The 13,817-nt window shown below is 70.5% G+C and carries 14 protein-coding genes and 1 pseudogene; 7 read left to right on the top strand and 8 right to left on the bottom strand.

All coding sequences use genetic code 11. The features are described 5' to 3' along the window. On the bottom strand, nt 1–1,539 hold the full coding sequence (locus ADL29_RS21720) for a 3-hydroxyacyl-CoA dehydrogenase (protein ID WP_053925279.1): 1,539 nt from the start codon (nt 1,537–1,539) through the stop codon (nt 1–3). Between the two features lie 335 nt (nt 1,540–1,874). On the opposite strand from ADL29_RS21720, the gene paaN reads away from it, so the two are divergent. After that, a complete protein-coding gene (gene paaN / locus ADL29_RS21715) occupies nt 1,875–3,587 on the top strand; it encodes a phenylacetic acid degradation protein PaaN (protein ID WP_053925278.1) in 1,713 nt (570 codons plus the stop codon). 20 nt (nt 3,588–3,607) lie between these two features. Here paaN and ADL29_RS45395 read toward each other — a convergent pair. The 5 genes and pseudogenes from ADL29_RS45395 to ADL29_RS21700 all read right to left on the bottom strand — a co-directional run. Further along, nucleotides 3,608–3,838 (bottom strand): annotated as a pseudogene (locus tag ADL29_RS45395) (rRNA methyltransferase); the annotation flags it as partial. After that, nucleotides 3,819–4,580: a TrmH family RNA methyltransferase gene (locus tag ADL29_RS21710; RefSeq protein ID WP_053925277.1), complete on the bottom strand. Its 762-nt coding sequence runs from the start codon at nt 4,578–4,580 to the stop codon at nt 3,819–3,821. The pseudogene ADL29_RS45395 and the gene ADL29_RS21710, both read right to left, overlap by 20 nt. A 109-nt stretch (nt 4,581–4,689) precedes the next feature. Beyond that, nucleotides 4,690–4,866 (bottom strand): hypothetical protein, encoded by a 177-nt coding sequence (locus ADL29_RS44170; RefSeq protein ID WP_169795248.1) that lies wholly within the window; start codon nt 4,864–4,866, stop codon nt 4,690–4,692. Nucleotides 4,867–5,146: 280 nt separating this feature from the next. Continuing rightward, nucleotides 5,147–6,475: an HTTM domain-containing protein gene (locus ADL29_RS21705; protein ID WP_053925276.1), complete on the bottom strand. Its 1,329-nt coding sequence runs from the start codon at nt 6,473–6,475 to the stop codon at nt 5,147–5,149. After that, complete coding sequence (locus ADL29_RS21700) at nt 6,472–7,140, bottom strand: DUF5819 family protein (protein WP_053925275.1); 669 nt, start codon at nt 7,138–7,140, stop codon at nt 6,472–6,474. Before ADL29_RS21700 ends, ADL29_RS21705 begins: the two co-directional genes overlap by 4 nt. A 199-nt stretch (nt 7,141–7,339) precedes the next feature. On the opposite strand from ADL29_RS21700, the gene paaA reads away from it, so the two are divergent. The 6 genes from paaA (at nt 7,340) to ADL29_RS21670 (ending at nt 12,132) form a co-directional block, all read left to right on the top strand. Then, complete coding sequence (paaA, locus tag ADL29_RS21695; protein WP_053925274.1) at nt 7,340–8,290, top strand: 1,2-phenylacetyl-CoA epoxidase subunit PaaA; 951 nt, start codon at nt 7,340–7,342, stop codon at nt 8,288–8,290. Beyond that, nucleotides 8,287–8,619 (top strand): 1,2-phenylacetyl-CoA epoxidase subunit PaaB, encoded by a 333-nt coding sequence (paaB, locus tag ADL29_RS21690; protein WP_046927109.1) that lies wholly within the window; start codon nt 8,287–8,289, stop codon nt 8,617–8,619. Before paaA ends, paaB begins: the two co-directional genes overlap by 4 nt. Next, entirely contained in the window at nt 8,616–9,332 is a 717-nt protein-coding gene (gene paaC / locus ADL29_RS21685; protein ID WP_078971183.1) for a 1,2-phenylacetyl-CoA epoxidase subunit PaaC, read from the top strand. The genes paaB and paaC overlap by 4 nt, the downstream gene beginning before the upstream one ends. Further along, nucleotides 9,326–9,832, top strand: coding sequence for a 1,2-phenylacetyl-CoA epoxidase subunit PaaD (gene paaD / locus ADL29_RS21680; protein WP_046927108.1), 507 nt, complete (start codon nt 9,326–9,328; stop codon nt 9,830–9,832). The genes paaC and paaD overlap by 7 nt, the downstream gene beginning before the upstream one ends. Beyond that, nucleotides 9,832–10,884 carry a 1,2-phenylacetyl-CoA epoxidase subunit PaaE gene (gene paaE / locus ADL29_RS21675; RefSeq protein WP_053925273.1) on the top strand — a complete coding sequence of 351 codons (1,053 nt, stop codon included), beginning with the start codon at nt 9,832–9,834 and terminating at the stop codon, nt 10,882–10,884. Before paaD ends, paaE begins: the two co-directional genes overlap by 1 nt. Nucleotides 10,885–10,998: 114 nt before the next feature. Continuing rightward, nucleotides 10,999–12,132 (top strand): acyl-CoA dehydrogenase family protein, encoded by a 1,134-nt coding sequence (locus ADL29_RS21670; RefSeq protein WP_053925272.1) that lies wholly within the window; start codon nt 10,999–11,001, stop codon nt 12,130–12,132. Nucleotides 12,133–12,400: 268 nt separating this feature from the next. Here ADL29_RS21670 and ADL29_RS21665 read toward each other — a convergent pair whose 3' ends face one another. Together ADL29_RS21665 and ADL29_RS21660 are read right to left on the bottom strand one after the other, a co-directional pair. Further along, entirely contained in the window at nt 12,401–12,745 is a 345-nt protein-coding gene (locus ADL29_RS21665) for a rhodanese-like domain-containing protein (RefSeq protein WP_169795249.1), read from the bottom strand. Between the two features lie 10 nt (nt 12,746–12,755). Next, nucleotides 12,756–13,742, bottom strand: coding sequence for a J domain-containing protein (locus ADL29_RS21660; RefSeq protein WP_078971182.1), 987 nt, complete (start codon nt 13,740–13,742; stop codon nt 12,756–12,758). Between the last annotated feature and the right edge of the window lie 75 nt (nt 13,743–13,817).

Here is a 13,817-nt window from a genome sequence, read left to right as displayed (position 1 = left end):
TTAGAGCACCTGTCCCTCCAGGTCCGCACGGCGCCTGAGGGCCCATGACGGTGCGTAACGGCCACCCGCGTTGTGGCGGTGCACCGCATCCAGCAGTTTCCACACCCACCGGGCGCCCAGCCGCCCGGCCCACTCCATGGGGCCGCCGGGGTAGTTCACGCCCAGTCGCATCGCGGTGTCGATGTCGCCGGCCGTGGCCACCCCGCGGTCCGCCGCGTCCACGGCGAAGTCCACGATCATCGCGATCGTACGGGCGACGATCATGCCCGGCACGTCCTGGATGACACTGACCTCTTTGCCGAGCGCCTGGAAGAGCCCGGCCGCCTCCGCCAGATCCGCCTCGGAACAGGCCACGGAGGCGGCGAGGGCGATCCGGGTGGCGGCCCGGTAGTCGAGCGAGAGGTCGAAGCGGATGTCCTTGCCGCAGGGCCTGCCCGTCGCCGGACGGCCGTCGGTCAGCGCCAGGCGCGCGCCACCGGGCAGCCGGAGGAAGCCCTCGGGCTCCCCCGGTGTGCCGTCGGGGCCCGAGGCGCGCTCGGCGGTGATCTTGATGCCGGCCTCCTCGATCAGCTCGCGCAGCGCCGCGGCGGGACCGGGCAGTTCCGCGTGCAGCCCGACGGCGTCCGGGGCGGGATGCGGCGCGGCCGTCTGCGGCGCCGGGCGAGGCGCCCCCTCGGCGTAGTCGAACCAGCCGCGCCCGGACTTGCGGCCGTGCAGCCCGGCCTCCACCAGGCGGCGCTGCGCCAGCGAGGGCGCGAACCTCGGGTCCTGGAAGAACGACGTCCACACGGAGTGGGTGACCGCCTCGTTCACGTCCTGTCCGATGAGGTCGGTCAGCTCGAAGGGGCCCATCTTGAAGCCGGTGCCGTCGCGCAGAACGGCATCGAGGGTGGCGGGGTCGGCGACCTGCTCCTCGTAGGCGCGCAGGGCCTCGGCGTAGAAGGGGCGGGCGATGCGGTTGACGATGAACCCGGGGGTGTCCGCGCAGCGCACCGGGGTCTTGCCCCAGGCCGCGGCGGTGTCGTACGCGGTGGTGGCGGCCGTCGGGTCCGTGGCGGAGCCGCTGATGACCTCGACCAGGGGGAGCAGCGGGGCGGGGTTGAAGAAGTGCAGGCCGACGCAGCGGCCGGGGTGGCGCAGCGGGCCGGCGACGGCGGTCACCGACAGGGAGGAGGTGTTGGTGGCCAGGAGGCAGTCGGCCGGAACGATGGCCTCCAGGGCCGTGAACAGCTCCTGTTTGGCCGGAAGTTGCTCCAGGATCGCCTCGATGACGAGGGCGGCGTCGGCCAGCTCGTCGAGGGCGGCGGCGGGGGAGAGGCGGTCGCGGGCGGCGTCCCGTTCCTGCGACGTGATCCGGCCTTTTTCGACGAGCCGGTCCAGCCGCCGGACGATGGCCGAGGCGGCCTGCCCGGCCCGCTCCGGGACCGCGTCGTAGAGCCGTACGCGATGCCCGGCGACCAGCGCCACCTGCGCGATTCCCTGCCCCATGGTGCCGGTGCCCACCACTGCCACCGTGCTGCCGGTCCCGATTGCCGTCATGGCGATTGATCCTCCCCGACCCGAGTTGTCCACAGGTGTGCGGGACGCTCTTGCCCCGACCGATCGTTCGGTTACTCTAACTCCGTCGGTACTTCCGCTCCCAGCCCTTGGGTCCGGCCCGGTCGCTGGTTCCGACCACCGCGCTCGGCCCTGATCCCGGGTCCCTGGCCCTGATCTTTGTCCCTGGTTCCGATCTCAGCCTCTGCTTCCGACCCCAGTCCTGGTTCCGCTTTCCGCACTGGTTCTGGTTTCCGTACTGGTCCTGATTTCCGTACTGGTTCCGATATCACCGCCGCATCCGCTCTCCGCCCGGCTCGACGAGGAGTTGGTCATCGATGGCCACCGAAGTGACCGCAGCGCAACCGACCCCGCCGCAACTGACCGCAGCGCAGTTGCTCGGAACGCACCGCCCCACCCTCGACCAGGCGCTCGAGGCGATCCGTACCCGCGCGTACTGGTCCCCGCACCCCGAGCACCCCAAGGCGTACGGCGAGAGCGCCGCGCCCGACGGCCTGGCCGCGTTCGAGGCGCTGCGCGGCAAGCGCTTCGAGCTGGACCAGCCCGGCACGGACGACTGGGCGGGCGAGGAAGTCTCCCCGTACGGCCCGGAGTTGGGCATCACGTATCCGCACCCTGATGTGGATGTGCTGCTGCCGGCCATGCGCGCCGCGATCCCCGCCTGGCGGGACGCGGGACCCGAGACGCGGGCGGCGGTGTGTCTGGAGATCCTGGCGCGGATCAGCGCGCGCACCCATGAGTTCGCACAGGCCGTGATGCACACCAGCGGACAGGCCTTCATGATGGCGTTCCAGGCGGGCGGGCCGCATGCCCAGGACCGCGGACTGGAGGCGGTGGCGTACGCGTACGCCGAGCAGGTCCGCACCCCGGGGCAGGCACCCTGGTCCAAGCCGCAGGGCAAGCGCGACCCGCTGGAGCTGGCCAAGTCCTTCACGGCCGTGCCGCGCGGTGTCGCCCTGGTGATCGGCTGCAACACCTTCCCCACCTGGAACGGCTATCCGGGCCTGTTCGCCTCGCTGGCCACCGGCAACCCGGTGCTGGTCAAGCCGCATCCGCGGGCCGTGCTGCCGCTGGCGCTGACCGTCCGGGTGGCGCGCGAGGTGCTCACCGAGGCCGGGTTCCCGGCCGACCTGGTGTGCCTGGCCGTCGACAAGCCGGGCGAGGGGCTGGCCAAGACGCTGGCGGTGCGCCCCGAGGTCCGCATCATCGACTACACCGGATCGACCGCCTTCGGCGACTGGCTGGAGACGCACGCCCGCCAGGCGCAGGTCTACACCGAGAAGGCCGGCGTCAACACCGTCGTCATCGACTCCACCGATGACTACAAGGGCATGCTCGGCAATCTCGCCTTCTCCCTGTCGCTCTACAGCGGCCAGATGTGCACCACCCCGCAGAATCTGCTGATTCCGCGCGACGGCATCACCACGGACGCCGGGCCGAAGTCGTACGACGAGGTGGTCAGCGATCTCGCGGGCGCGGTCAGCGGCCTGCTGGGCGATGACGCGCGGGCCAACGCCCTGCTGGGCGCGATCGTCAATCCGCAGGTCAAGGAGCGGGTCGACGCCGCTGCGGGGCTGGGCGAGGTGGCACTGGCCTCCCGCGAGGTGGCCAACCCCGAGTTCCCGGAGGCCACGGTCCGCACCCCGGTGATCGTCAAGCTGGACGGCGCCAAGCCGGACGCCGAGGCGGCCTATCTGTCGGAGTGCTTCGGCCCGGTGTCCTTCGCGGTGGCCGTCGACTCGGCGGCCGGTGCGGTGGAGCTGCTGCGGCGCACCGTCCGGGACAAGGGAGCCATGACGGTCGGCGCGTACACCACCGACCCCGAGGTGGAGCGGCTGGTCGAGGAGGCCTGCCTGGAGGAGTGCGCCCAGCTGTCGCTCAACCTCACCGGTGGTGTGTATGTGAACCAGACGGCGGCGTTCTCCGACTTCCACGGGTCCGGCGGCAACCCGGCGGCCAATGCGGCGCTGTGCGACGGCGCGTTCGTGGCGAACCGCTTCCGTACGGTGGAGGTGAGGCGGCCGGCATAGCCCTCAGGGGCGATACAGGGGTGGCGGCCGGTCCGGGAGTGCCTCGCGAGGGCGGCCGCGGCGCCCGCGTTGATCGACCGGGTGGAGCCGAACTGCACACAGCAGCGCGGCAGCTCGGTCGTCTCCGGGGGCACGGCGCCGGGGAGATCGTCGGTCTCGATGATCGGCAGCTCCTCGGCGGCGGCCCGGGCGGCGCGGTCGGCGGTGTCGGGGTGGTGGCGTACGCGCTGCTCACGGCGCTGGACGCGGGCCTCCCCAGTGGAAGAGAGCCATGGCGACGCTCGTAGCCAGGTTGTAACTGGACACCTGGGGCCTCATCGGGAGTGCCACCAGCTTGGTGGCCCTTTCCCGGAGCTCCGGCGATATCCCGTGCCGCTCGGAACCGAACGCCAGCAACGCGTCATCCGGAAGCATCAGGGACCTGATGTCGTCGCCCTCCGGGTCCAGCGCGTACACCGGGCCCGGCGGTAGTCCATCAAGCGGGAGGCTTTCCACCGCCGTCGCGTAATGAAGGCCTGCCGCTGCGCGCACCACGTTGGGGTGCCACGGGTCCATGTCACCGGTAGTGACCACGCCGGTGGCCCCGAACCCAGCGGCAAGCCGGACCACGGCGCCGACATTTCCCAGGTTGCGAGGGTTCTCCAAGACGACGATCGGAGCCGGGCGCGGGGCACACGACAGCCTGTCCAGATTTTGTTGAGGGCTGGGTCTGACAGCCAGACCGGCCACTTGCGTGGGGTGCACCCTCGGCACAAGACCCCGGAAGGTTTCGGCCGGCACCTCGGTGACAAGTTCGCTGAACCGCTTCGTGAGGTCGCCGGCCAACTCGTCTGCCAGCGTCAGAACGGAGCCTTTGTCGCCGGCAATCGCCACGCGGACGTCCGCCTCGAAGCGGAGAGCGTGCTTCAAGGCGTGGAAACCGTCCAGCAGCACCATCTCAGGCGCCGTGTCTCTCCACTGCCGTACGACTGTCTGGATCTCGTCCTGGCTCACCAGGTCAGACTACGGCTCGCGGCCGTCACCAGGACCTTCGCCCGGAACGGCCGACGGCTGGGCTCCCTCGTGCATCAGCCTCCTGGCAGGACCTGGCCCTGGGAGGGGCTCAGTCCATGGCGAAGGAGCCGGTCAAGATTTTCTGAAGACCTTCAGTGATCGGAGCAGTTCCGATCGAAGCAGATCCGGAACCGGGCTTGTGGTTGTCGGCATGGGCGGTGCCGGCTCCAAGGATGATCAGTAGTGAGGCCGCTACTGCTGTAGCGAGAGCAGCCAGGCGCTTCATGGGGGACTCCACTCGTCAGGCGACTTATCGGCAGGATCGTTCGTGATCCTTCCCCCCAACCACCCGAACCGCCTCCAGCAGGCGGCCATGTCACTCCAACGCTGCGCCGGTGCTCCTCGGGCACCTCCGGCTCAAGGTCGTGGCCCCGGTTCCCGACGGCCACAGGGAAGTCGTGGCGTCGGGTGTCGACGTCGGCGACGAGCGCCTCGCGCGTCCGACAGCGGTACGGGTTCGGTGCCCTGGGCGGTGGGGTCACCGTCCAGGGCGGTTTTCTCGCGGCTCACCCCACGAGGGCATGGCCATCGCCGTCGCTGCGGGGACGGGCCTCCGGTTCGCCGCCCTGGGGCAGGGGGGCGTCGCCCCGGTGGAACAGCCGGTCGCGCAGGCCCGCCAGCCGGGCGGAGAGCCAGGTCAGGAAGTTCGTCGGCAGGAAGACCGCATCCGCGGTGATCATCGCGAGGGAGAAGAACGGCAGCCCGAGCAGCGCCGCGATGGACAGATGCTCACAGATCATCGCGACCAGCAGGACGTTCTTCAGGCGGCGGTTGAAGAGGGTGAAGGGGAAGGCCACCTGGACGATGACCGTCCCGTAGGTGAGCAGCATGACCATCAGGCCGGTGTTGCCGAGCGCCTGGGAGAGGCCCGGCCAGGGGGAGAAGTAGTCCAGGTGCATCGGGTAGTAGACCGCGGTGCCGTCCTGCCAGCGCGACCCCTGGATCTTGTACCAGCCGGCGGTGGCGTAGATCAGGCAGACCTCGACCATGATCACCAGCAGGGCGCCGTTGTGCGCGAGCCTGGCGAGGGTGTCCAGGACGGTGCGCGGCTCCCCGGGCGCATACCGGCACACCGCCCACCACACACCGTGCACCGCCCACAGGCCCCACAGCGCCAGGCTCCAGCCGATGTGCGGGAAGGGGCCGTTGCCGAACCAGGTCAGGCCGTAGTTGCCGAGCAGCTGGGCCACGGCCAGGGCGAGGCCGAGGACGGTCCACAGGAGGATGCCGGGCAGGTCGCGGCCGGGAGCGTCCGGGGACCCCGCCCCGGCCCTCCTGGCGCGGCGCGCGTCCAGGGACCAGACCTGTCCGCACCGGGTGAGCACGAGGTACATCGACATCAGGTGGATGACGTTGTCGCCGCCGTCCCCCAGGAAGATGCTGCGGTTCTGCAGCGAGAGCACGCCGATCATGAAGAGCACCGACATGGTGCGGGTGCGCCAGCCGAGCATCAGCAGGGCGCTGGCCACGATGGCCAGGAGGTAGACGCACTCGAACCAGCCGCTGCTGCCGGACCAGGGCAGCACGGAGAAGGCATGGTTGCCGTCCAGGAGCCGGCGCGCCATGTCCAGGCTGAACGGGCTGTCGGGACCGTAGAGGGTGTGGCGGTTGGGGAATTCGCGCAGCAGGAACAGCAGCCAGGTCGCGGAGAACCCGATGCGTATCACGGCGGTCTGGTACGGGGCCATCGCCCGGCTGGTGACCTGCGCGAAACCGCGTCCTATGGCGCGCTCGATACGGGTTTCCTCGAAGGGCGGCCCGGGTCGGCGGGGCTCCTGCTTCTCCGGGAGCGTCCCGGTCGCGGTGGCCGGCTGCTGCGGCGTCGGTGATGTCACTGGTTCTTCTCCCCCTTGGGCAGGTCGTCTGCGGTGACCTGCCACCAGGGCAGCACGCGGTACATGGGCTTGGCGCTGATCTTCTCCGTGCTCCACGGCGGCGGGGCGACGGCCGTGGTCACCGAGCGCACCTGCATCTGCTCGATCCGGCCGCCCTTGGCCCACTCGGCGCCCATGCGCTGTGCCACGATGCGCCGGATGTAGCGCTCGGAGAGCTCGCCGCGCATCCCGACGGGGCCGTTCTGTGCGGTGTGCGAGCTGAGGAAGAACTCCCAGCCGCGGCGCAGCATGTTCTGCTGGGTGTGGCTGGGGACCAGGTTGTGGTTGATGCTGCGCCCGTCACGGGCCGTCAGATCGGTCCAGCCGGTGGTCAGCGTGGTGCCGTCCGGGCCGCGCAGCCGGGCGCGGGCCTGGACGTCGATGTTCTGCTGGAGGGGGTTGGGCGCGAACAGCTTCCAGTTCTGTTCGTACTCGGGGTAGACGTAGTCGCTGATCAGGGTGCCCTGCTGCTTGCTGAGCGTGTTCTGCGGTGCGACATGCAGGAACATCATGGCCAGATGGATCGCGACGATCATGACGCCGGCGCAGGCCGCCACGCCTATGACGATCCGCGAGGGCAGCGAGAGCGCGGCGGGTGGCCGCGTTTCGTCCCCGTATGACTGCATTCCCGCCCCGTTCCCCGAATCCCGTCGGCTGACACCAGGCCGGCACCCGGCCGGCTCGCGGTTGACTCCGCCACGGAACGGTACCTACGCGGCAGCACCCGGCGCACCGTCCCCTGACTTTTCTCAGGGTTGACACCCGCGGTCCGCCCACTCACCATTGAACCGAACGATCGGTCGGTCGGGAGCGAGGGGGCACCATATGACGACGATCGCGCCGGAAGAACCGGCACTCGAAGCCGTCTTCGACGCCACCGTGGCCGCGGACGAACGCATCGAACCGCGCGACTGGATGCCGGACGCCTACCGCTCGACCCTGGTGCGCCAGATAGCGCAACACGCCCACTCCGAGATCATCGGCATGCAGCCGGAGGCCAACTGGATCACCCGCGCACCGTCGCTGCGCCGCAAGGCGATCCTCATGGCCAAGGTCCAGGACGAAGCCGGCCACGGCCTCTACCTCTACAGCGCCGCCGAAACCCTCGGCACCAGCCGCGACGAACTCCTCGACAAGCTCCACACCGGCCGCCAGAAGTACTCCTCGATCTTCAACTACCCCACCCTGACCTGGGCCGACGTCGGCGCCATCGGCTGGCTGGTGGACGGCGCGGCGATCACCAACCAGGTCCCGCTGTGCCGCTGCTCCTACGGCCCCTACGCCCGCGCCATGGTCCGCATCTGCAAGGAGGAGTCCTTCCACCAGCGCCAGGGCTACGAACTCCTGATGGCACTCAGCCGCGGCACCGAAGCCCAGCACGCCATGGCACAGGACGCGGTGAACCGCTGGTGGTGGCCGTCACTCATGATGTTCGGCCCGCCGGACGACGAATCGGCGCACTCCGCACAGTCCATGGCCTGGAAGATCAAACGGCACTCCAACGACGAACTGCGCCAGCGCTTCGTCGACATCTGCGTCCCCCAGGCCGAGGCCCTCGGGCTGACACTCCCCGACCCGGATCTGACGTGGAACGAAGAGCGCGGCCACTTCGACTTCGGGCCGATCGACTGGGCCGAGTTCTGGGACGTCCTCAAGGGCAACGGCCCCTGCAACGAACAGCGGATCAGCCGTCGGCGACGGGCCCACGAGGACGGCGCCTGGGTACGCGAGGCAGCCGCCGCACATGCGGCCAAGCACGGGAAGGCCGACCGATGACGACACCACGCCCCGCCGACACCCCCGCCGTCCCGGCGGCCGCCCGGCCCACGGAATGGCCCCTGTGGGAGGTCTTCGTCCGCAGCCGCCGCGGCCTCTCCCACACCCACGCCGGCAGCCTGCACGCCCCGGACGCCGCCATGGCGCTGCGCAACGCCCGCGATCTGTACACCCGCCGCTCCGAGGGCGTCTCCATCTGGGTGGTGCCCTCCACCCAGGTCACCGCCTCCTCACCGGACGAGAAGGACGCCTTCTTCGAACCGGCCGGCGACAAGCCTTACCGCCACCCGACCTTCTACGAGATCCCGGACGGGGTGCAGCACCTTTGACGAACCTCACCCTGACCCCTGCTCTCGCCCTCGGGGACGACGCGCTGGTCCTCTCCCACCGCCTGGGCGAGTGGGCCGGCAACGCCCCCGTCCTGGAGGAAGAGGTCGCACTGGCCAATATCGCCCTGGACCTGCTCGGCCAGGCCCGCATCCTGCTCTCCCTGGCGGGCGACGAGGACGAACTGGCCTATCTGCGCGAGGAACGGCAGTTCCGCAACCTCCAGCTCGTCGAGCAGCCCAACGGCGACTTCGCCCACACCATCGCCCGCCAGCTCTACTTCTCCGTCTACCAGCAGCTGCTGTTCGACCACCTCGCCACCGGCGGGACCGAGCTGGCACCGCTGGCCGCAAAGGCCGTCAAGGAGACCTCCTACCACCGCGACCACGCCGAACAGTGGACGCTGCGGCTGGGCGACGGCACCGACGAGAGCCACACCCGTATGCAGCGCGGCCTGGACGCCCTGTGGCGCTTCACCGGCGAGCTCTTCGAACCGGTCGACGGACTGGACGCCCCCTGGGCTGCACTGCACGACGAATGGACCACACGCATCACCGCCCTCCTGGAACGGGCCACCCTCACCCTTCCGCAGGGCCCGCAGCGCGGCGCCTGGACCGCCGGCGGAGGCCGGCAGGGACTGCACACCGAGCCGTTCGGGCGGATGCTCGCCGAAATGCAGCATCTGCACCGCAGCCACCCGGGGGCGTCATGGTGACCACCACCGCCCTCACCGCGCTCGAGGAGAAGCTGCTGGCAGCGGCCGGCTCCGTACCCGACCCCGAGCTGCCGGTACTCACCCTCGCCGAGCTCGGCGTGCTGCGCGGCCTGCGGCTGGCATCACCGGACCGCGTCGAAGTGCAGCTGACGCCCACCTACACCGGCTGCCCCGCCATCGAGGCGATGTCCGCCGACATCGAGCGAGTACTGCACGAGCACGGCATACCGGAGGTCGAGGTCCGTACGGTCCTGTCCCCGCCGTGGACCACGGACGCCATCACCGCCGAGGGCCGCCGCAAGCTCGCCGCCTTCGGCATCGCCCCGCCGCGCCCCGCCGGACCGGCCGGCGGCCCCGTCACCGTCGACCTCACCATCCGCTGCCCGCACTGCGGTTCCACCGACACCACCCTGCTCAGCCGCTTCTCCTCCACGGCATGCAAGGCCCTGCGCCGCTGCGAGACCTGCCGCGAACCCTTCGACCACTTCAAGGAGTTGTGATGTTCCACCCGCTCCGGGTCCAGGAGGTCGAGCGGCTCACGGACGACGCGGTGGCCGTCACCCTCGCCGTCCCACCCGAGCTGCGCGAGACCTTCCGGCACACCCCCGGGCAGCACATCGCGCTGCGCAGAACGGTCGACGGCCAGGAGATCCGCCGTACGTACTCCATCTGCACCCCCGTCACCGACGATCCCGTTCTGCGGGTCGGCATCCGCCTGGTCGAGGACGGCGCCTTCTCCACGTACGCCCTCAAGGAACTGGCCGCCGGCGACACCGTGGAGGTCATGGCCCCGGCCGGCCGGTTCACCCTCGCACCGCGCCCCGGCCACTTCGTGGGCATCGTCGGCGGCAGCGGCATCACCCCCGTGCTCTCCATCGTCACCACCCTGCTCGCCCGGCAGCCCGACGCGCGCTTCTGCCTGATCCGCAGCGACCGCACGGCGGCCTCGACGATGTTCCTCGAGGAGGTGGCCGACCTCAAGGACCGCTATCCACAGCGCTTCCAGCTGATCCAGACCCTCTCCCGCGAGGAACAGCAGGCAGGTCTGCCGTCCGGACGGCTCGACGAGGAACGGCTGCGCTCGCTGCTGCCCGCACTGCTGACCGTCGACTCGGTGGACGGCTGGTTCCTGTGCGGGCCCTACGGCCTGGTCCAGGGCGCTGAGCGGGCACTGCGCTCCCTGAAGGTGCCCCGCAGCCGCATCCACGAAGAGATCTTCCACATCGACAACGGCGCCGCCACCGTAGCCCCGGCCCCCGCCCGCTCCGCCCCCGCACACAGCACGGTGACCGCCACCCTCGACGGACGCTCCGGCAACTGGCCGGTCCACGACGGCGAATCGCTGCTGGAGGCGGTGCTGCGCAATCGCGCGGACGCACCGTATGCCTGCAAGGGCGGCGTGTGCGGCACCTGCCGGGCGTTCCTGGTGTCCGGCGAGATACGCATGGACCGCAACTTCGCACTGGAGGCGGAGGAGGTCGACGCCGGGTATGTGCTGGCCTGCCAGTCGCACCCGGTCACCGAGAAGGTCGAGCTGGACTTCGACCGCTGACCTCGCCCCGCGGACCCGCACGGCGCCATTTCCTCCCCCGCCATTCCCAATTCCTGCAACCTGTTCTACCTTGACGCCCCGTCAGGTCAATGCGCCGCGCGGGAGGACAGACCAGTGGACTTCACCTTCACCGAGGAGCAGCAAGCCGCCCTCGAAGCGGCCAGGGCCGTCTTCTCGGGCGTCGCTCCCGACGGCGTGCCCAGCCCCGCACTCACCCCCGCAGCCGTCGCCGACGACTTCGACCGCGCACTGTGGCGCAAGCTCGCCGACGCCGATCTACTAAGTCTGCCGATCGCCCCCGAACACGGCGGCGCGGGCCTCGACCCGATCGCCCTCTGCCTCGTACTGCGCGAATCGGCCAAGGTACTGGCGCGCGTACCCCTGCTGGAGACCACCGCCGCCGCACACACCCTCCAGACATACGCGGGAGCCGAGCTGCGCGACGAGGTACTGCCCCCGATCGCCACCGGCGACCTCGTACTGACGGTCGCCGCCTCCGGCCGCAGCGGCCACGACCCCGCCGAACTCGCCGTGACCGCCCGCCCGGACGGCACCGGCTGGATCCTCGACGGCACCCAGACCGCCGTCCCCTGGGCCCAGACCGCCGACCGCATCCTGCTCCCCGCCCACACCCACGACGGCCGGGCCGTACTCACCCTGGTCCCGCGCACCCACCCCGGCATCACCCTCGCCGACCAGATATCCACCAACGGCGAGCGCTACGCCGAGGTCCGGCTGGATTCCGTACGCATCGACGCCCGGGAAACGATCACCGACCCGGCCGCCTGGGAGACGCTGCGCAACGTCCTGACCACCGGCATCTGCGCGCTCGCCCTGGGCCTCGGCGAACGTGTCCTCACCATGACCAGCGACTACACCAGCAAACGCGAACAGTTCGGATTCCCCGTAGCAACGTTCCAGGCCGTCGCTGTCCAGGCCGCCGACCGCTATATCGACCTGCGCGCCATGGAGGCCACCCTCTGGCAGGCCGCCTGGCGCATCACCACCGGCTCGGCCGGCCCGCTGCCACCCGCCGGCGATGTCGCGGTCGCCAAGATCTGGGCCGCCGACGGCGTACGTCGCGTCGTCCAGACCGCCCAGCACCTGCACGGCGGCTTCGGCGCCGACACCGACTACCCCCTGCACCGCTACCACGCCTGGGCCAAACAGCTCGAACTCTCCCTGGGCCCGGCGGCCGCACATGAGGAAATGCTTGGCGATCTTCTTGCGGCGCATTCGTTGAGCTGAGGGGCGGGCGGGGCGCGCGTGGGCGGGGCGGTGGCCGGGGGGGGAGTATCAGGCCCGCCGTGGGTGTGACCTGCATGGGGCATACCGGACGCGCTCCGGCCGGGCCGTACCGGACGGGAGCCGCTCACACGGGTGCACTGCGACAGGTTCACGGGTTTCGCCGAGCGGGATCGCTATGACGAGTCCGGTTCGCTTCGACAGCGGTGGCCCGGCCGACCCACGCTGCCGTCCCGCTCAGATGACCGTCCCGGTCAAACGACCGTCCCGCTCAGATGACCGTCCCGGTGCCGCCCTTGCCGTCGGAGACGGGGCGGCCGGTGGCCTCCCAGGCCTGCATGCCGCCCTCAACGTTCACCGCGTCGATCCCCTGCTGGACCAGATACTGCGCCACCTGGGCCGAACGCCCGCCCACCCGGCACAGGACATAGACCTTGCCGCCCTCCGGTGCCGCCTCGGACAGCTCCCCGTAACGGGCGACGAATTCGCTCATCGGGATGTGCAGCGCGCCCTGGGCGTGCCCCGCTTCCCACTCGTCGTCCTCACGCACGTCCAAGAGGAAGTCCTCGGACGTGAGAGCGTCGACACCGACCGTGGGCACAGAACCAAATCGCATGCTCCCGACGCTACCCGACCAGCTGCGCGAGATATGCCTCGCGTTCCGCGACATCGGCCAGCAGCTTCTCGGCGATCTCGTCCAGCAGCGCGTCCGGGTCCTGCGGCGCCATCTTGATCATCGCCCCGATCGCGCTCTCCTCCAGCTCCGCCGCGACGGCGGCCAGCAACTCCTTGCGCTCGGCCAGCCACTCCAGCCGGGCATAGAGCTCCTCGCTCTCGCTCAGCCACCTCTCGGCCGGTGCGGGACCGGCTTCCCACTCCTGCGCCAGGTCCCGCAGGACCGCCTCGTCACCCCGCCCGTACGCCGCATTGACCCGCGCGATGAACGCATCCCGCCGGGCCCGCTCCGCATCGTCCCGCGCCAGGTCAGGGTGAGCCTTGCGCACCAGGTCGCGGTAGACCTTGCGGGCCTCCTCGCTGGGCCGCACCTTCTGCGGCGGCTGCACCGGCTGCTCGGTGAGCATGGCCTGCGCCTCGGGGAACAGTCCGTCCGACCCCATCCAGCCGTGGAACAGCTCTTCCACATTGGGCATCGGCAGCACCGACGCGCGCGCCTCCTTGGCCTTACGGATGTCCTCAGGGTCCCCCGTACGAGCCGCCACGGCCTCGGCGATCTGCGCATCCAGCTCGTCCAGCCGCGCATACATGGGGCCGAGCCGCTGGTGATGGAGCCGGGAGAAGTTCTCCACCTCCACCCGGAACGTCTCCACTGCGATCTCGAACTCGATCAACGCCTGCTCAGCCGCCATCACGGCCTTCGCCAGACGCTGGGTCGCCTCGTCCTGAGCCTTGTGGCCGCCGTGATCACCGTGATCACCGTGATCACCCTTGGGGATGTTGTGTCCCTGCGGGCCGGTCCGGACATCCGATGCGTACGGGTCGGCCGGGGCATCCGGGGCGCCCGGCGTGCCTGGTGCCTCCGGCGCGCCTGATGCATCCGCTGCGTCCGGTCGGTGCTGGCCGTCCTGCGCGTTCTCTGCGTGCGAGTTCGTCACCCGGTCAGCGTACGGCCCATGCGGGGGCGGGGGCGCGCGGTGGCGGGCGGGGTTGGGGCGGGGGCGGGGCAGGCT

The sequence above is a fragment of the Streptomyces chattanoogensis genome (genome assembly GCF_001294335.1).
Taxonomy (GTDB): domain Bacteria; phylum Actinomycetota; class Actinomycetes; order Streptomycetales; family Streptomycetaceae; genus Streptomyces; species Streptomyces chattanoogensis.
This window is presented reverse-complemented; position numbering and strand designations above follow the sequence as displayed.

Coding starts and splice junctions, on each gene's coding strand:
- paaB (WP_046927109.1), top strand. CDS start 8,287: ATGACGACACCACGCCCCGCCGACACCCCCGCCGTCCCGGCGGCCGCC.
- ADL29_RS21665 (WP_169795249.1), bottom strand. CDS start 12,745: ATGCGATTTGGTTCTGTGCCCACGGTCGGTGTCGACGCTCTCACGTCC.
- ADL29_RS21720 (WP_053925279.1), bottom strand. CDS start 1,539: ATGACGGCAATCGGGACCGGCAGCACGGTGGCAGTGGTGGGCACCGGC.
- paaA (WP_053925274.1), top strand. CDS start 7,340: ATGACGACGATCGCGCCGGAAGAACCGGCACTCGAAGCCGTCTTCGAC.
- paaD (WP_046927108.1), top strand. CDS start 9,326: ATGGTGACCACCACCGCCCTCACCGCGCTCGAGGAGAAGCTGCTGGCA.
- paaN (WP_053925278.1), top strand. CDS start 1,875: ATGGCCACCGAAGTGACCGCAGCGCAACCGACCCCGCCGCAACTGACC.
- ADL29_RS44170 (WP_169795248.1), bottom strand. CDS start 4,866: ATGAAGCGCCTGGCTGCTCTCGCTACAGCAGTAGCGGCCTCACTACTG.
- paaE (WP_053925273.1), top strand. CDS start 9,832: ATGTTCCACCCGCTCCGGGTCCAGGAGGTCGAGCGGCTCACGGACGAC.
- ADL29_RS21700 (WP_053925275.1), bottom strand. CDS start 7,140: ATGCAGTCATACGGGGACGAAACGCGGCCACCCGCCGCGCTCTCGCTG.